This is a genomic window from bacterium SCSIO 12844 (genome assembly GCA_024397935.1).
Lineage (GTDB): Bacteria > Pseudomonadota > Gammaproteobacteria > Francisellales > Francisellaceae > M0027.
Genome location: CP073743.1, coordinates 80426 through 98967 on the forward strand (window position 1 = coordinate 80426; position 18542 = coordinate 98967).

13 protein-coding genes are annotated in these 18542 nt (G+C 34.3%); 7 read left to right on the forward strand and 6 right to left on the reverse strand.

The window, feature by feature from the left end:
* Positions 1 to 301: 301 nt before the first annotated feature.
* Positions 302 to 646 carry a hypothetical protein gene (locus KFE69_00400; GenBank protein UTW42643.1) on the forward strand — a complete coding sequence of 115 codons (345 nt, stop codon included), beginning with the start codon at positions 302 to 304 and terminating at the stop codon, positions 644 to 646.
* 18 nt (positions 647 to 664) lie between these two features.
* On the opposite strand, the gene KFE69_00405 is transcribed toward KFE69_00400, so the two are convergent.
* The 3 genes from KFE69_00405 to KFE69_00415 all read right to left on the reverse strand — a co-directional run bounded on the left by KFE69_00405 (position 665) and on the right by KFE69_00415 (position 4889).
* On the reverse strand, positions 665 to 1915 hold the full coding sequence (locus tag KFE69_00405) for an SLC13/DASS family transporter (protein UTW42644.1): 1251 nt from the start codon (positions 1913 to 1915) through the stop codon (positions 665 to 667).
* Positions 1916 to 2040: 125 nt separating this feature from the next.
* Complete coding sequence (locus tag KFE69_00410; protein ID UTW42645.1) at positions 2041 to 2727, reverse strand: NrdJb; 687 nt, start codon at positions 2725 to 2727, stop codon at positions 2041 to 2043.
* A gap of 11 nt (positions 2728 to 2738) precedes the next feature.
* Positions 2739 to 4889: an adenosylcobalamin-dependent ribonucleoside-diphosphate reductase gene (locus tag KFE69_00415; protein UTW42646.1), complete on the reverse strand. Its 2151-nt coding sequence runs from the start codon at positions 4887 to 4889 to the stop codon at positions 2739 to 2741.
* Between the two features lie 459 nt (positions 4890 to 5348).
* Between KFE69_00415 and KFE69_00420 the strand changes: the two genes are divergently transcribed.
* The 4 genes from KFE69_00420 to KFE69_00435 all read left to right on the forward strand — a co-directional run bounded on the left by KFE69_00420 (position 5349) and on the right by KFE69_00435 (position 9334).
* Entirely contained in the window at positions 5349 to 5963 is a 615-nt protein-coding gene (locus tag KFE69_00420; protein ID UTW42647.1) for a hypothetical protein, read from the forward strand.
* Between the two features lie 340 nt (positions 5964 to 6303).
* Positions 6304 to 6969 carry a riboflavin synthase gene (locus tag KFE69_00425; protein ID UTW42648.1) on the forward strand — a complete coding sequence of 222 codons (666 nt, stop codon included), beginning with the start codon at positions 6304 to 6306 and terminating at the stop codon, positions 6967 to 6969.
* Positions 6970 to 7069: 100 nt separating this feature from the next.
* Entirely contained in the window at positions 7070 to 7867 is a 798-nt protein-coding gene (locus KFE69_00430) for an enoyl-CoA hydratase/isomerase family protein (GenBank protein ID UTW42649.1), read from the forward strand.
* A 51-nt stretch (positions 7868 to 7918) separates the two neighbouring features.
* Positions 7919 to 9334 (forward strand): UDP-N-acetylmuramate--L-alanine ligase, encoded by a 1416-nt coding sequence (locus KFE69_00435; protein UTW42650.1) that lies wholly within the window; start codon positions 7919 to 7921, stop codon positions 9332 to 9334.
* On the opposite strand, the gene KFE69_00440 is transcribed toward KFE69_00435, so the two are convergent.
* A complete protein-coding gene (locus KFE69_00440) occupies positions 9304 to 12045 on the reverse strand; it encodes a PD-(D/E)XK nuclease family protein (protein UTW42651.1) in 2742 nt (913 codons plus the stop codon). The two genes, KFE69_00435 and KFE69_00440, sit on opposite strands and share 31 nt — an antisense overlap.
* 130 nt (positions 12046 to 12175) lie before the next feature.
* Between KFE69_00440 and KFE69_00445 the strand changes: the two genes are divergently transcribed.
* Positions 12176 to 12394 carry a hypothetical protein gene (locus KFE69_00445; protein UTW42652.1) on the forward strand — a complete coding sequence of 73 codons (219 nt, stop codon included), beginning with the start codon at positions 12176 to 12178 and terminating at the stop codon, positions 12392 to 12394.
* A 12-nt stretch (positions 12395 to 12406) separates the two neighbouring features.
* Here the strand turns inward: KFE69_00445 and KFE69_00450 are convergent, their stop codons facing one another.
* Positions 12407 to 12835 carry a pilin gene (locus KFE69_00450; protein UTW42653.1) on the reverse strand — a complete coding sequence of 143 codons (429 nt, stop codon included), beginning with the start codon at positions 12833 to 12835 and terminating at the stop codon, positions 12407 to 12409.
* A 152-nt stretch (positions 12836 to 12987) separates the two neighbouring features.
* On the opposite strand from KFE69_00450, the gene pnuC reads away from it, so the two are divergent.
* Positions 12988 to 13548 (forward strand): nicotinamide riboside transporter PnuC, encoded by a 561-nt coding sequence (gene pnuC / locus KFE69_00455; GenBank protein UTW42654.1) that lies wholly within the window; start codon positions 12988 to 12990, stop codon positions 13546 to 13548.
* 48 nt (positions 13549 to 13596) lie between these two features.
* On the opposite strand, the gene KFE69_00460 is transcribed toward pnuC, so the two are convergent.
* A complete protein-coding gene (locus tag KFE69_00460) occupies positions 13597 to 18477 on the reverse strand; it encodes a hypothetical protein (GenBank protein UTW42655.1) in 4881 nt (1626 codons plus the stop codon).
* Positions 18478 to 18542: the final 65 nt, after the last annotated feature.

Genomic DNA, 18542 nt, shown 5'->3' on the forward strand with positions numbered 1-18542 from the left:
AATAAAAGTGTTATTATGAACTTACTTCTTATGGAATTTGTGGAGACTGTTCACCCAACTGTGCTACCCTAAATCTCTAAATTTAACCTTCCAGAGAAGTATAGCTGATGCAGTTTAATAGACGGTTGTATGATCAACTTGAAAACCACGTTCTAACAATAATTCTTCAACATCTCGATAACTTAACGAATAAGACAAATATCAATGAATGGCTAACATGATGATCATTTTATTAAAATGACGCCACTTAAAACTGATCATTTAAAATACCCTGTACTTAATTTGGCAGAAGTTTAGCAAAGTGACAGTTTTTGCTTCATTTATTGCAGTTTCCATTGCATTTGTTGATTTCTGGGTTGATGCATTAAAATTAACGGCAAAATTAAAGGGGCGCTTAGTTGCAGGGTTTTTGGTCTTTGTGCCTTCTTATTTAGCTGTGACTTTTTGTGGCGATATTTTTATTCATGCTTTATCAATTTCAGGTTATTTTGGTTTAGTTTATGCTTTGTTAATACCTTCACTTGCAGCATTTAAAACTTATAAAAAAACAACCAATCATTTAGTTTTTGGTGGTAAAGGCTTACGAAGTGCATTGGTAGTTATAAGCGTAATAATTATGTTGATTACGATTACTTGGATAGTCTAAGCTTTGATGTCATCTGCATTAAAACCAATAAAAATAAGCGACAATGGTTAAACTGACAAATACAATAAAATCTAGTGGTAAGCCAACTTTAACAAAATCAAATAGGTGGTAGTTACCTAAGGTATAAATATAGGTATTGGTTTGATAGCCCATTGGTGTAGAAAAGCTAGCGGATGCACCAAACATCACAGCAGCAATAAAAGGTGTCGGCTCAAAGCCAAGGCTTAATGAGATTTGTATGACAATTGGTGTAATTAAAATAGCAACGGCATTATTGGTTAAAATCTCGGTTAATAATGTTGTAATAATATAGATAAACATAAAAAGAATAATTGGGTTGTCAATTTCAATCATGCTAAAAGCATGATGGACAAGATAGTGAATAATACCTAGATTATTAGCAGAGACAGATAGCGCAAGCATAGCATAGATTAAAAGAATTAGTTTCCATTCAACAGCTTTTAATGCTTCTTTAATGCCAATACATTGACAGGCTAAGACAACAATCGCACCGATAATGGCAAGAGAAGCAATATTAAATAGGTTAAAAGTAGCTAGAAGAACAATTAAAGCTAATACAATTAAAGCAATGGATGCTTTTTTAGGGTGAAATTTAACTGAATAGAGTTTTAAATCTTTACCATCTATAATTCGTGTATTAGGAATATAACGCGTACCAACAAGCAATAAATAGATTGTTCCAATCGCAGCTGCAATCATACCTGGAATGGTAATTTCAAAGATATTAAAACTTTGTAAGCCTAATGAGGTTGCAACATCGTTAGTAATAATATTAGTTGATGTACCAATTAAAGTGCACATACCACCGAGTATTGAAACATAAGATAGGGGGATTAAGAATTTAGCAGGTTTTTTTCGATTGGCTCTGGCAATTTTGGCAATGACTGGTGCCATGACAAGTACAATCGGTGTATTATTAATAAAAGCAGATAAAATTAATACGCATGCAAATGCACAAATCCATGTTAAGTATTGATTATAATCATTCAGTTTTAATATCCAGCGACCGATTTGATAGATAAGCCCTGTTTTTCTTAAGGCTGAAGTAATAATAAATAAGCAGATAATGGTAATTGGGCCACTATTAAGGGCGACATGTTTAACATCGTGTAAGCTTAAAGTTTGACTGATAAACAATAAAATTGCTGCACAGATAACAATTGGATAAGGTGAAAATCTTCTACTAATAAAAGCACTTAAGACGATAAGAAGCGTGATAATTGTGATAACAACTTGAAATAAATACATCGCCTCTATTCTTAAATAATCCTTTTATTATTATTTAATAAATATAGCAATAGGCTTAAAAAATAGACAATATTTACGAGAAATTAGTCAGCAAAGGCAAAGCGTTTAATAAAGATTGTTGATAATTAACCACATTTTGAGTAGCCACAACTTAAACAGGTTAGGCAACCATCCATCATAATCATGGCCTTAGTTGAGCACTTAGTGCATAGTTGCGATTCAGGTGGGAATCCACTTTGGCTATCATTTGTGGCATGTTTTTGTGCAACTTCTTCTTTTTTATTGGCAATAAATAATCGCTGTTCATCACTTAATTCATCATCAGGTAGAATGCCAATTTTTTTCAAATGGCGTTCGATTACATCGGCAATTTCAGCAACAAGTGATGGTACATATTTACCACCACGCTTAAAATAGCCACCATTGGGATCAAAAACACTGCGTAACTCTTCAACTAAAAAAGTGATATCACCACCTTTTCGAAAGACTGCTGAAATAATCAATGTTAATGCAATCGTCCATTGAAAATGCTCCATATTTTTAGAGCTTAAAAATATCTCAAATGGGCGACGAGACTCATGATCTGTGCCTTTATTTAGAATAATATCATTGATAGTAACATATAAAGCATGCTCAGCATGTGGTGGTTTGATTTTATAAGTTTCACCAGCTAATGCTTCAGGACGTTTAACACGCTCACTCATATGCTCAAGATTTTTATCCTTTTTTGATTGTTTTTTTGCTTCTGCTTTATTATCATCTTCTTTTAGAATGCTAAAGCTTGTTATTTTTTTCTTAATTGGTACGCTCATGTAAATTTCTCCTAGAATTTTCCGTAATAACCTTCTTTTAGTGCGTCATATAAATTAGCTGCGGTATGGGTTTCACCATCATATTCAATATGCTCATTGCCTTTAACTTCAACGATTGATCCATCTTCTAGTGTAAAGCGGTAAGTTGTATTTTCAAGGTCAGCTTCTTTGACTAATACACCTTGGAAGACTTCAGGGTTAAAGCGGAAGGTTGTACAGCCTTTCAGTCCTTTTTTATAAGCATAAAGATAAATATCTTTAAACTCTTCATAAGAAAAATCAGTTGGCACATTGGCTGTTTTTGAAATACTTGAATCAATCCACTTTTGCGCAGCAGCTTGAATATCAACATGTGCTTTAGGGCTTACATCATCTGATGAGATAAAGTAATCAGGTAGTTTTGCATGACCATCTGTGCTATGTGGCATTGCTTCTGGATTAATTAATGAACGGTAAGCCAATAACTCATAAGAGTAAACATCGACTTTTTCTTTGCTCTTTTTACCTTCTCGAATGACATTACGTGAGTAATGGTGAGCAAAGCTTGGTTCAATTCCATTACTGGCATTATTAGCTAATGATAAAGAAATGGTACCTGTTGGTGCAATTGATGTATGATGGCTAAAACGTGCACCATGCTCACAAATTGCTTTGATCACATTAGGATCTTCTTTGCCGACTCGTTGCATATAACGGCTATATTTAGCATGCAGTACACGTCCCTTTAATACATCACCAGCTTTAACGCCATCCCTGAGCATTTCTGGACGTAGGCGTAGCATTTCTTCAGTGATGGTAAAATCGTCATCCATCACAGGCGCCATGCCTTTTTCTTTTGCAAGGGTGACAGCCTCTTGCCAACCAACAATGGCCATACGTTTTGCAACGTCAGTAGTAAATGCTAATGAATCTTTCTGGCCATACTGCATTTGTAACATCGTTACAGTTGAGCCTAGGCCAAGAAAACCCATGCCATGGCGGCGTTTATAGGTGATTTCATGGCGTTGTTTATCTAAAGGTAGGCCATTGATTTCAACAACATTATCAAGCATGCGAGTAAAGATTCGCACAACTTTCTCATAAGTTTCCCAGTCAAATTTCGCTTGATCTGTAAATGGGTTTAGCACAAAGCGTGTTAGATTAATAGAACCTAAAAGACACGAGCCGTAGGGTGGTAGTGGTTGTTCACCACATGGATTGGTGGTGCGAATTTTTTCACAAAACCAGTTGTTATTTTCTTCATTGACCTTATCAATAAGAATAAAGCCAGGTTCTGCATAGTCATAGGTGGATGACATAATCATATCCCATAAGCGTTTAGCCTTAATGGTTTTATAGATACGACAGGCAACTAATCCTGCTTTATCTTGGATATAATCTGCTTTAATTGGCCAGTCACGCCAGGTGACTTGTTTGGCATTATCAAGTTCAATACCGTGAGTAATACGTTCTTTTTCAGTAATAGGAAATGCCAAAGGCCACTCTTCATCAGCTTCAACCGCTTGCATAAATTCTTCAGTAATTAATAACGATAGATTAAATTGACGTAGGCGACCGTCTTCGCGTTTAACGCGGATAAAATCAAGTACATCGGGGTGTGATATATCAAATGAACCCATTTGCGCGCCACGACGACCGCCAGCGGATGCTACGGTAAAGCACATTTTGTCATAAATATCCATAAAAGATAATGGTCCAGATGTATTTGCACCAGCACCTGCGACAAAGGCACCTTTTGGTCTAAGCGTTGAAAATTCATAACCAATACCGCAACCAGCTTTTAAGGTCAGCCCTGCTTCATGCACTTTATTTAAAATATCATCCATTGAGTCATCAATGGTGCCTGAGACTGTACAATTAATTGTTGAAGTTGCAGGTTTATGATCAAGTGCACCGGCATTGGATATAATTCTACCAGCTGGAATGGCACCATTACGTAATGCCCATAAGAACTCATGATAATATTTTTCTTTTAAGGATTTCGTTTTTTCAACATCAGCTAATGCTTTTGCAACGCGCTGATAGGTATAATCAATACTTTTATCAACTGCAGCGCCTGTAGCTGTTTTTAATCGGTATTTATTATCCCAAATATCAACAGATGCATCCTGTAGCTCAATATGATGTTTTTCAATGGTATTAAAGGCCTTAATCTCTGCCATTTCTTATCCCTTTATAAAATCGATGTGTAACTGATATAACGTTAGTGTTATTTTAGCAAATTTAAAGTGCAATCATGACTGAAAAAGTTAAATTTAATTTAACGCTTAATATTGACTTTATGACATTGTAGTTATCATTTTGATTTTTTTAGGATAATCTTTTGCAGTAACCTTTGATTAAAAAATAGAGAAATAATGACTAATTAGCTATTTATTTGTAACAGTATTTTTTTTGCTATTTATCTATATAAATCATTAATTAAATCTTAATTAATAAATGTAATTATTGCAAAATAATTGATCATTTTAATTGTATGTGATTGATTATTTGAATAGATTGGATCTTGGGTTTAAATAGTATTTTATTTTTTATAAATTACTAAAATTGTGTAGTTTTGGTATTTGAGCATATAAGTTTATGGGGTTGCTTTAAATATCTTTTATTTAAGAGATGCAAATATGGCTAGTGCTAGTGAATTGCTTAAAAAAATTCGTGATAATGCGAAAAAAAATGATCAAAGCAGTGATGGTAATCCGTTTAAATTAGTAATATTGCTGATAAAAAAATACGGTAGTGATCCACAAAAGCTTAAAGAAGAAGCTGAAAAAACATTGAAGTTACAAGAACAACAGAAGCAAGAAGAGCAACAAAAGCAGCAAGACCAACAGAAACAACAAGATCAGCAACAATTACAACAAGACCAGCAACAACAGGATCAAGACCAACAATCGACTGATGGTCAAGATAATGATGATAACGATCAAAAACATATGACAAAAAAGTTGGTAGAAGAAGCACAACAAGAACAGGATAAAGTGCAACAAGATAAGCAACAACTTGAGCAAAATAAGTTAGATCAGAGCCTTCAATCTAATAATGATCCTAATCAAACATTATCAGATCAACAATCAGATCCAAACCAGGCAAAATTAGATAATGAAAACGCTCAATCTACAGAACCTCCACAACCGTTTTTACAAGCTGATAATGGAGAAAATCCAGAAGCTAACGCTGCAATGGAAAAAGGAGCAGAAGCAGAAGCTAGTGAAGGCATGATGATGGTTCCTGTCTAAGTAAATTTATGATTGGATTTATTTGTAAATTATAATAACTTTTATTACAAACTAATCGCTATGATTTGCTTGTTAGATTATATGCAAAAAATTTTTTACTAAAAAATTAATCTCTGATTTATATGGGCTTAAAATTGGTTAAGTTGTTTTTATGTTTGATTTTAATAATTGGTAATTACTAAAATTTTCATTAAAATAAAACAAACTTTTATAAAAACAAATGACTTCTTGACCATAAATCGCTAAGCTAGTAAGCGTTAATAAGAATTATAATGTAATGATTAAACATATTTAATATTATATTAAGCTAAAACTTACATAGTAAGAGGATAAAAGGCTTATGTTTACGGGGCTTGTAGAAGATATTGGGCAATTAGCATCATTCGAGATGTATGGTGGTGATGTCCGTTTAGGTATAAAACCTTCAGTTTTAGATTTTAAAGATATCCATTTAGGTGATAGTATTGCTATTAATGGTGTCTGTTTAACTGTTGTGAATCAAAATAATCAAACGCTTTCATTTGATGTATCCAATGAAAGTTTACAAAAAACATCCTTAAGTCGCTTAAGACCAGGTGATTATGTTAATTTAGAGCAGGCATTAGCCTTTAATCAAAGATTAGGTGGTCATTTGGTTTCAGGGCATGTTGATGGCTTAGCTGAACTGATTTATATTAGAGAGGATGCCCGTTCATGGCGTTTAATTTATAAAGCACCTGAGCACTTAATGCGTTATATTGTTGAGAAGGGATCGGTTTCATTAGATGGTATTAGTTTAACGGTTAATGAGGTTAGCGAGCAGACTTTCAGTGTTAATATTATTCCACATACACGTAATAAAACGGTGATTCAATACTATAATGTTGGCCAGAAAGTGAACTTAGAAGTTGATATGGTAGCGCGCTATCTTGAAAGGCTTGTCTCTACAAATAAGCCTGCTACTAATAAGGAAGAGCCTTCTAATGAAGGGGTGAGTTATATCAAATTAATTAAAGCAGGATTTTAACGCTCAGTTTAAGCTATGCTTATTTTCTTTTGGTTTTGATATTGTAAAATTGTTATACTTAGTGCTTATTGAATGACTTTAAGTTTTAAGAAGGTATGATATGGACATAATGCCAGTAATATTAACTTCTGATAATGGTTGTTATCGCCTAAAATTAAATCGTATAGAAGCGCATAATGCACTCAATCCTCAAATGCTTGATGGTATTTATCAACATTTATTAACGGTTCAAGAAGATAATACAGCAAAAGTGTTAATTATCGAAAGTAATAGTGAACACTTTATGGTTGGTGGTGATATTTATTATTTTGGCAAATTGATTATAGAAGCGCCCGAGATGCGGTGTCAAATTATAAAACCTATGCTTGATCAAGCACAGCTTATTATTGAAATGATTGCAAGTTTAAGCATTCCAGTTGTAGCTGTCACGCGTGGTATTGTTGCAGGCTATGGTTTAAGTTTGATATTAGCTTGTGACTATGTTCTTGCATTAGATAATAGTAATTTCCATTCATCTTATATTGGTATTGGTTTAACCGCTGATGGTGGCCAGCTATGGAGTTTAAAGCAAGCATTAGGTTTAAAGTATGCTAAGCGGATGTTATTATTTAATGAGCAATTGAATGCTACTGATGCACAAGCAATTGGCTTAGTTGATTGTCTATGTCAATCTACTGAAGCATTAGATATAGAGTTAAATAAGCTGATTAAAAAAATGTTTATGATGCCAGCGCATGCATTTAGCGCACTTAAAAAGCATTTAAACCAAATTGATGCATTATCAGAGACTTTAGAAGCTGAAAAGGCCCTCTTTTTAACACAAATTGCATCTGATGAATTTACAGCGCGTATCAGCGCATTTATTGAAGCTAAAAAACATAAAAAAGTAACAACTTAAAATAAATATTATAACGAAATAAATTAGAGACTTAATAAGAAGGGGGATCTAGTGGTTAATGATTCAATTAATTTAAATGAAATAAGCTTAAATAAAGTATTATCCATTCATTTTGTTGGTATTGGTGGAATTGGTATGAGTGGTCTTGCTAGTGTATTACATCAATTAGGTCATCAAATTAGCGGTTCAGATTTAAATGATTCTCAAATTACGCATCGATTAGCAAAAAAAGGCATGCGTATTGTTCGCGGTCATTGCCAGAGTCATATTCATGATGTGACTGACTTAGTTGTGATTACTTCAGCATTATCACCTGATAATCCAGAAATTACAAAAGCTAAGCAATTACATATTCCAGTAATAACACGAGGAGAGATGTTAGCATTATTAATGAATCGTCGCTATGGTATTGCAGTTAGTGGCACACATGGTAAAACAACAACAACTGCAATGCTTACAAGTATCTTTAAGCATGCCAAGCTTAAGCCAAGCTTTGTTGTTGGTGGTGTTATTCAAAGCTTAGATAAAACAGCGGATGTGGGTGAAAGTTCTTTTTTTATTGCAGAAGCAGATGAGAGTGATCAGTCATTTTTAGCATTGCAGCCACAAAATGCAATTATTACCAATATTGACTACGACCATATGTGTCAATATGACCATGATATAACTAAGGTTAATCAAAGTTTTATCGATTTTGCACAAAATGTGCCACAATCTGGCTTATTAGCAATTAATATTGATTGCCCTAAAATACAGCTGTTACAACGTAAGTTTACACAGGCGAAATTAATATCATTTGGCCTATCATCTGACGCAAATATCCAAGCGGTGAATTGTACCTATCACGCATTAACCAGTCAGTTTGAAGTCATTGATAAAATTAATCAGCAGTCATTTGAAGTGATATTAAATATGCCGGGCGAGCATAATGTATTGAATGCATTAGGTGCGATTGTCATTAGCCTATTTCATGGTGTTAAAGCTACAGCGATTCAAACAGCATTAGCTCAATTTCAAGGGGTGGCGCGTCGCTTTGAAGTCTCTGAAATAGTCAATCAATCAACAAGTTTTACATTGATTAATGATTATGGTCATCATCCAGCTGAAATTAAGGCAACATTGAGAACCATTCGTAGTGCTTTCCCAGGTAGGCGAATTGTGCATTTGTTTCAACCGCATCGATATAGCCGAACGAGTGAACATTTTAAAGCCTTTATTAATGCCTTAGCAGATGCCGATCAAAGCGTTGTTTTAAAGACATATGCTGCCAGTGAACAACCAATTGAAGGGATTGATGCTGAAACATTAGCTAATGCGTTATCTAATAAAGGTAGCACTTGTTATTATGCCGGCGATCACAACAAAGCAGAACAAATACTTAAGTCCTTCGTTAATCATAAGGATGTTGTTTTAATCCAAGGTGCTGGCGATATTAATCAAATTGTGCCACGTTTGAAATGTTGGTAATGGCATAGTTGATCAAATTCACAGAATGTACATTGTGTATTGGGTGTAATATCCAATTTTCCTTGTGTAAACTCATTTGACAGTTCAGTTAAATGCTCATTCCAGTAATGAATTAATTGTTGCCAATTATCATATTCCATTGTTATGGTTTTATACCGGTGCTCAATGAACTGTGTTTTTATATCAATACGGGTTTCACATAACTGAAGTGATGAATGATAGGTGCTTAATGTACTTAATTTCATTGATTGGCCATTTATCTGTGCAAAGCTAATCCCAGTTACATTATCTAATGCAATGGCATATAGAGGTAATTGAGGTTCAGATAACGTATCGTTATACCAGCCTTTTGGGTTTGTCATATAGGCAGATTTATAATCGATTAACCATAGGTTTCCATCATCTAGTTGATCAATGCGATCGATGCGTAATTTAGTCGTTAATAAGCCTACTTGTTTCTGTGTGCTTTTTTCATGACTAAGTACATGAAAAGGGATCTCTCTTTGTTTTTCTAAATAAAGCCATTGCTTAATTAATAAGGTAATACGATTTGTTTCAATCATAGCTAAATAATCTAGTTGTGAGGGAAATAGCTGTTTATTTTTATATAGTGCCTGTTTGATTGCTTGTTGAATTATATGTTCTAATTCAGTATCAGTCAGATTATTTAATGCTTGTTGAGTTTTTAATTGCCGCCAGATAATTTCCATCATTTGGTGAATTAAAATTCCTTTATCCTTAGCATTGAGTGGTTCTTTAAACTCAATCAATGGCTCTAGTTTCAAGCGATACTTCATTTGTGCTTTAAAGGGGCAATGGCTAAAATCCTTATACAAATAGCTATTGGCATTATAGGGCTCTTGTAAGGCTTCTAAGCTTAATGTTGTTTCTTTAAATTTAACCTCTGGTAGTAATTGGTGTTTTTTAAAGTCATCAGATTGTTTAATCAGATTGATATTGGGTATTAAAGTATGCATGATAGGCGTTAAGCTTTGCGTGATTTCACCGTCAAAAAGGCTATAGCTAATAAAAAGCTTATGACATTGATAGAAAAAAGCACGGCTTATTTGCATTGCATAATATAATTGGCGCTCATAAGTAGCATGTGGCATTTGGTATTGTTTTTGTAATTCTATTGGTAGTAGCGTATTTGGCTTGGGTTGAGATGGCCACAATCGATTATGCATGCGCATAACATACAAACGATCAAAGTAATGCCCACTTGCTTCTAATATACCTAAAACAAATATCGATGCATTTGGATTACTCTGTGCTTGGAAAATCGTTTGTTTGGCAAGTTGTTCTAATTGTATAATCGTATTGATTGAATCACTCTGGTTGACTATATTGTGTAACTTTTTTAATTCAGTTAGTAGTTGATAGAACTGTTCAACAGCTTGATAGTTTTCACTAGATAGTGATTCATTGCCAGGGAAATTGAATAATTGTAGTTTAGTTTGTATGGATAATAGTGGCTTTGAAGCATAGTTAACTGATTGGTTGATGATTTTTTCAAGCGGTAGTTTAAATTCAGATAAATGTTCTACTAAATCAGGGTCAGAGAGAAGCGTCTTTATCGTAGTTGATTTAAAATACTTATGTTTAATTAAGTCAATTAATTGTTGGCGTTGATCAAAGGATGAATTAACGCTATAGGTAAATGGTGACTCAAGAACTCTAATAAGGTGTTCAAGATTTGATGAAGCATTTAATTTTAAAATCATCAAGGCAGTTTTAATAATTGGCATTGTAGCTAATGGCTTACCACCAGAGATCATATAAGGCTTATCGGTATTATTAAGCGCTTCTAAGCGATTGTGTTTAGAAAAAAATTGCACATCAAATATTTTTTCTATTCTGTGACGAATAAGATGTAAATCTGGAATGATTAAGCCAATTGTTTGGTTTGGGTAGCGATAAAAATTTTCATAGATCATTTTTGTTATGGCTATAAGCTCATTTTCTGTTTGTTCAAAAGCATAGATACTTGTTGTTGCTTGAGGTAGTTTAGGTGTACTAATTAGAAATGGCGTATTGGGGTCACTAAAATCATTAGGTGATTCTAATTGCCAGTGTATTAATTCAATACTAAGTTCTTTTAATTGCTCTAAAAGTTTTTTCAGTGCTAAAGAATAATCATTAAAACCAATAAAAATCAATCGTTTGAAAGGAAGTTGTAAATTTTTAAGCTTTTTAATGATCATAGCTAATTTGAAAGTTTCCGGATAAATATGATGATCATTACAGTAAGCTTGAAATTGTATAAGCCACTGTTTAAAGCGTTTAAAATCTAAATGCTCAGACGGATATGAAAAAATATCCATATCAGTGATCCAGTTGCAACATAAATCATAGGCAGTTATCGCATCTTTGGTAGCATCAAATACATTTAAAAATACATCATCCTTCTGTGTATTTTTATCATTTTCAATAATTTGCTGCCATAGTAGTAGGTTTTGGTTACTATTATAAAAAAAAGGTGGTATTTCATCTGTTTTTTGATTGAAATAAAGACAATCAATCATCTGATCAAAGAATTGATAAAGCGTTAGAATACGTTGATTAACAACAGAGCGATTGGTTTTTGTTTTAAGGTGATAAATAAAAAGTTTATTTAAGTGTTCAGTCAGGCGTGAATTGACAGCAATAATTTGCGTATCATCATCTAAATATTCCCATAAATGTTGATAGGGCGCATAAGCTGTGCGCATAATCGCTATCCAAAAGTCGCTTGTTAATTAATGTTAATATCGTTAGCTAATTGTAACAAAAATGCACCCAGATGTATTCTCTAGTTGCTTAGTTTAGTATTTTATTTTTTAATAATAGGCGTATGAATAGTTGAAAAGTAGAGAGCAATTTTATATGGATGATAAAGAGCTAGATAAACTAAAAGCGGAACTTATTCGGATTCAAGCACAATTAAAATCTTATATGTCAGCAAGGTTCTTACAAGATGGTGTCGCTGAAAAAATTATGCTATTAGAGAAAAGAGAGCAGGAAATTATTGAAAAGATTAATACCGATGAACATGAAAAAAAACGTCAAACTCGCCACTAAAAAATAAATAAATTATTCAAATGGCCCACAAGGGTTGGCTGGAAACTCACCTTGTGCTTGGCAAAGCCAATTTGTTGTACCATCGGTTGCAATAATAGGTTTTAAGCTAATTGAATTGCCAGCGAGTTTTTTATCTGTAAATGTATAGGTTATAATGCCATCTCGATTAAATCTAACGTTTCCATATTTACCATTGGTAGTTGTTTTGGATGTGTTAAGTTGTTGAAGTGTTATATTATCTATATTACCACTTGAGATCATTTGACTTACAACGTCATCTTGTTTAGAAGATAAAAGGGTATAGGCCTCAGCTAATTTTGCGCGATCAAGATGTGCCATATAACTTGGGATTCCAATTGCTGCAACGATACCAATAATTGCTGTGATCATGGTTGCTTCAATATAAGAAAAACCATGCTCGTTGTGAAAAAGTTTACTCATAGCTAGCTCGTGTATTATTTTATACTATCTCATAATTAACTTTAATAGGCTAATTGAGATATTGCCAATTTAATTTGATAGAGTAATATACTTTTAATCAAATTATCGTTTTAAAATAATATAAAATTGATTCATTTAATATTAAGGCCTTTATGTTAGAACTATGTGCTGTCATTGCTTCATTTTTAGGTGTTTATCTAGCAGCTAGAGAAAATATTCTCAATTGGGTTATTGGTGTTGTTCAAGCATCGCTATATGCTTATGTGTTTTATCAAAGTCAATTATACTCTGACATGATTTTAAATATTATTTATGTTCCGATACAAGTTATTGGCTTTATCAGTTGGGCTTGGCGTGATCAAAAAACACACCAAAAAGTGTTAATTATTCATCGATTAAAACCTTTAACAGTAATCGTTATTTTTTTGATGATTATACTATTAGCTTATTTATGGAGTCTATTTGATGCTTATTTCTTACATGGTGAAGACCCATATTTAGATTCATTTGTTTTAATCGCCGCACTATTTGGTCAAGGACTATTAATTAGAAAAATACTCCAATGTTGGTATATTTGGATTTGTGCTTCTTTGGTATCATCTTATATCTTTTTTTTAGAAGCTTTATATCTTTCTTCATTGGCTAGACTAGCCTTTTTTGGTATTGCAATCTATGGTTTAATATTTTGGTATAGGTGTTATAAAAATATGTGAATATACAGATGATAAATAAAATTATCTATCATCAAATTTTGTGGATATTTATGGGTGGGCTGTTAATGTAGTCGGTGTTGGTGGTGTTGCTGAATTAACAGTAAAATGATTAGTAAACCCACTTGAACACGCTGATGTGTCTACTTTGCCGCCATCTTTAAGTATGACTTGATTGCAGTTATATGTACCAGGACTTGCACCAGCTTTAGCATCAATGGAAATTGTAACAGTATGTGGGTAATCTCCAGAAATATAGAATAATCCACTTGAACTAACAGCTGATACAGAAATAGAACTCATTGGTGCATAATTAGGTGCAGGGCCTGCAAAGGAAGCACCTGATATTTCTGCAGATGTGCCACCACCAGTTGCTAATGTCCATGGAGTTAAGTTTGTTGGTTTGCTACCTTTTGTATCTCCAATGGTTGCTTGGTTGCTTGTATTACAACTTAGTGTGCTGACAGGTAATAACCCCTTTGTATTAGAGCTTGGGTTTAGAATGCTTTGATCACAGTTAAAGTAAAATGACTGTGTACCATTAGCATTACCTGCATAGTAGCCGTTAACTGTAATTTCACCTTGACTAGGTGTTATGACCGTTTGTGATTGTTTTAACCAGTAAGGAGAAGCATACACAAGTTGATTGCTTGTATTTACTGTAACTTTTGTTTTACTTGTATCAACGGTAGTTGGTGCAATAATTTTTGCTGTATCTGATGGTGTACTGCACGTACCATCACCACCAGTAAATTCAACGGTATAACTTACGCAGCCTTCTCTTGGGCAGTTAATTAGGCTGCTATTTTGTGGCTGTTGAGTTAAGGCGGTATTTCTTGGGAAAAAGCATGCTGATTGTATCGATAGCGTTATATTATCGGTATTACTAAACATTTTATATGCTTTATAGTTATCAAAGGCTGTGGTATAGCTATATGGCTGACCATTAAATTTAATATTATTGTTGTTATTACACAGTGCATAAGGTGGTGTTATAGGGTTAGTTGTTGCAACGGTTTTGGGGTCACCAAGTTGTACCATATTAAAGTACAATATACCGCTTGTTTGATCAAAGTAATAAGACTGATTCACTACATCTCCAGGGTTAAGTGCTGATAAAGTAATAAATTCTTTGTTAATATCAGTTAGTGAGTTAGCCTTTGATATTGCTGAAGCATTTGCTTTACAGGTATTCCACTCACTGGGATCTTTAAAGATTGCTGTGCAATTATCCTTGTTTTGCATTTGACTAATATAAGGTGATACATTCAAATATCGGACATCATCTCCCCACTGCCTTAGTAGCCTTCCTACTTCAGTAACTTGTGCTCCGGTGCCTAAGCAAATACCAATACGATTGATAAATAGGCTATCTACGGGGGCATCTGAATAACTTAATAGGATATCTGCATTAAATGCAGTTGGTTGTGCATTATTTTGTGGGTATATTGTATACCCCATATTGTTCATAAAAAAGGTTTCAAATATTGGCTGTCCACCACGGCCATATAAGTAAATATCAGAGATTTGGTTTGTATATACTTGCATATCTCTAATAATTTGTAAATTAAAGTGGTCATTGCCCAATGCACCATATTTAGGGGCTGCAGCAACGCTTTCTGCAACGGATGTCTCAATGTTAATAGTTGCATATTTATGTGGTGACATCATGGCACTGGCAATGACATTATTTCTACCAATGGCATCAGGCTCATCGACTGTATATGGTGTACCATAGAAATTTAAATTATTCAATGAAATAGGGAAGTGATTAATGTCATCATCACAGCCTGTTGCATTACAAACTTGGTAGCCGGCGAGTGTTGCATCTTTATCGAGAATAATCGTTTGCTTGTCACCATCTGAAATGCCAGCATTCATATTAACAGTTTCGGTAAATACCTGGTGTTTAAAATCAGTATTATCCCAAATGTTGTTAAGTGCATACTGTGTTGGTGGTAAAGATTGGCTATTTCCTTTAATCCAGGCCATTGCAGGATCACCAACATAACCATAGTGCCCAGTTCCTCCAGGCTGCCCATAAAGGTTGATGCCAAACTGATTGATATTTTTGTTCTTATCTAACATTTTTCTTGCATCAACACGTGTTGCCATATAACGCGTTGTTTGATTTTCCAATGTTTGTTGGTCGGTTGCATCAACTCTAAAATTAATAAATCGTGTATCTTCCATTCGTGCAGGGCCATCATAATAGGTATATCCTTGAATATTACCATTAACAACAGAACCTTCTCCAACAATAGCATTGACTGAATTAGCTGATTGATCTCCTCCGTGTAGGCCTAAATAAATAGTTGCATCATCTCCAACTAAAGGCTGGGATGCAAAGGCAACACATTCAGATGCTTCGTTATAGACTTCAACACCCAGAGCTGTCATATCTGTGCCTTGAGTAGATATATAGTTATTACAATCATAAAAGCGTTCAACATTGTTATTGGTAATACCAGCGATAACATTGTCTTTAACAAGTCCCCAGAAACCCAGCAAATTACCTTCAGGACCACCACCACCTAAGATTGTAATGCCTTGTTTGTTAGCAGCAAATCGACTATTTAATAATATAGTGAATAAACTTCTTGTCCAAAATGCTTTATAACGGATACGAGTGAAAGTTAAATCATTAAAAATGACACCTGGTGCTAATGCTTGGTCATTAACAGCAATGTCAGGTGATACTGGATAAGGTGCGCTTGTTGTTGCATTGGAGAGGCCTAAATCCATGCGTGCATCGGTATCTAATCCTGCATAGCAGCCATGAGCCCTATTACCCTGAAACACTGGATAAGTTGTTTGTTTAGGAAATCCTGAAGGCTGATAAATACTTGGTAATGCTTGTTTAACAAGCCAATAGCCTCGACCTTGAATTTGACAACCTGCAACAGAGTTATTAAGAAATAAATTTGGTGTTAGTTGACCACCAAAATTGGTAATCCAAAAACCATTTGGATTGAGTGAGTCGATAGGGTGACCTGTATTAGCACCTGAATTTGAGGTATCAGGAATATTTGCAGGGTTGTATCCACCAGCAATAAATTTTTGACTATTAGTCTTATAGTCGCCAGCCCAGAATAAATTTTTACCAGTGCCTGGAGCTGGAAGGTTTGCACCTGGTGCATATGGTGTATAATCAAGTGATGCGCCCATCACGCCAGCTACTAAATTTCTCACAAATTGATTATCTTCAATTCTGTAGCCATCTTCAAGATAGAAACCTTGTCCAATGGCACGGACACAAACATTATTATAGAATTTAATGCCCTTAGTTGCATGCGGTACAAAACATTTATTATAACTGTGGTGGACACTTGTATCTTGTACTAAAAGATGCGTATCTTCAGTTGTGCTATCACTATTAAGTCGATGGAAATGAATAGGATAGCGGCCAACTAATGGTTGACCAAATTTTTCAATTTCAACACCAACTAAATGTACTTGCTCACTAGGTGTGCCTCCCTGATGATTCATAACAGCTAAATGCCCACCAAAGTATTGTGACGTTGGATAATTAGGTTGCGATGGGCTGCCATCATCGGCTGTTGAGGTTAAGTGAATGTTTCTTGATAATAAAGCAACTTCTGCCCGTTCATCTATGCCAAAATTCCTTAAAGCGCCGTCATAAAAACTATAAGCTTGGCCTTTTATAACATCAGAAAAAGTAGTGCCATCAGAATTAGTATAAGATGTATCACTAGAGAAATAACCAGGTGTTGGCATTAGCCCGCCAAAGTGATAATTAACAAGTGGTGTGCCTGTATCTGTTGATTTAAAATCATCTGTTGCACAACCTTCACCTGCTAGGCGTAAAACACTAACTGCATTATTTAAGCCTAGCGCTTGTGTATATTGTGTATGATTGGTAGTTTGCCCTTTATAAAAAGGGTCTTGGGATAATTGAGGATAAACATTGGTATCTTGCTCAGAATTTTGTGCATAATAAATATCGCAAACTTGTACAATTTCAGTTTGATGAGATGAAAAACTTGTTGTTGAAATACTAATCCAATCGCCTTTTTGCCAGCCTGTGCTGCTATCACTAGTAACATCTTTAGATAATACTAGGTAATATGCTGCATTTGCTGAAGTAATTTGAGGTGCTGGTGTTGACAATGTTGAGTCTGTATAAATTTTTAAATTAGTGTAGTTAACAGGTGCTTGAATCCAGTTATCAGCGCTGAAATAGCTAGCACCTGCAGGCATTGCAAGATAACTCCAGCTATTAGAACCAGTTAATATATTAAAATAAGGGTCTAAATTAAGGTTATGTGTGTCTGTGCCAAAGCTTGTTTGACAGCTTCCTGAGGTATAACAGGCACTAAATGTTTGCCCGCTTAAAAGGTCATGAATATAGTTGCCACTTGCATCCTTTGTGAGTCCTTTTGCGCCATATAATAATAGTTTCCCACCATCAGTGACTGTAATATCACGAGCATTATTGGTATTACTTGAAGTAGTTGCAATTGCTGAGCAAGTAATTTGTGATCCTGGCTCTTTACATAAGGGTACAGGTGCCATAGCACTACTTGCTGCTCCTGACATAATAATAGTTACTTTTTTATCACTGCTAATTGGTTTTTTTTCTTCACCAATTTGAAATGTTCCGCCATTAACCCAAAAAGATTGAGCGTAAATTTTAACTGGTCCCTTTAAAGTCTTATTAGTAATACATAATGTACCTTTAATTTCAATCGGAGGTAATAATGAAGTGCTGCTACCAATTGATTTTGAAGCGGTATCGCTATTTGAAATTTTATATGTTGTACCTGATGTTAATGTGCAGGGAGTAGTTGAACCAGCTGAACAGGTATCAGTTAACTCTTTGGCTGAAGCTAAGTTATCACAAGGATCATTAGCATATAAAGAATATCCAAAAGTATATAAAGCGATAAAAGCGATAATTGATTTATTCATTTTTCCACCATAACTAATTAACTAGGGCAATATTCTAATTTTAGTTCTTGTTTATTACTTTTGCG

Bases quoted from the DNA above. Each gene is read 5' to 3' on its own strand.
- KFE69_00415 (UTW42646.1), bottom strand. From the start codon at position 4,889: ATGGCAGAGATTAAGGCCTTTAATACCATTGAAAAACATCATATTGAG.
- KFE69_00405 (UTW42644.1), bottom strand. From the start codon at position 1,915: ATGTATTTATTTCAAGTTGTTATCACAATTATCACGCTTCTTATCGTC.
- KFE69_00425 (UTW42648.1), top strand. From the start codon at position 6,304: ATGTTTACGGGGCTTGTAGAAGATATTGGGCAATTAGCATCATTCGAG.
- KFE69_00460 (UTW42655.1), bottom strand. From the start codon at position 18,477: ATGAATAAATCAATTATCGCTTTTATCGCTTTATATACTTTTGGATAT.
- KFE69_00430 (UTW42649.1), top strand. From the start codon at position 7,070: ATGGACATAATGCCAGTAATATTAACTTCTGATAATGGTTGTTATCGC.
- pnuC (UTW42654.1), top strand. From the start codon at position 12,988: ATGTTAGAACTATGTGCTGTCATTGCTTCATTTTTAGGTGTTTATCTA.
- KFE69_00450 (UTW42653.1), bottom strand. From the start codon at position 12,835: ATGAGTAAACTTTTTCACAACGAGCATGGTTTTTCTTATATTGAAGCA.
- KFE69_00410 (UTW42645.1), bottom strand. From the start codon at position 2,727: ATGAGCGTACCAATTAAGAAAAAAATAACAAGCTTTAGCATTCTAAAA.
- KFE69_00440 (UTW42651.1), bottom strand. From the start codon at position 12,045: ATGCGCACAGCTTATGCGCCCTATCAACATTTATGGGAATATTTAGAT.
- KFE69_00420 (UTW42647.1), top strand. From the start codon at position 5,349: ATGGCTAGTGCTAGTGAATTGCTTAAAAAAATTCGTGATAATGCGAAA.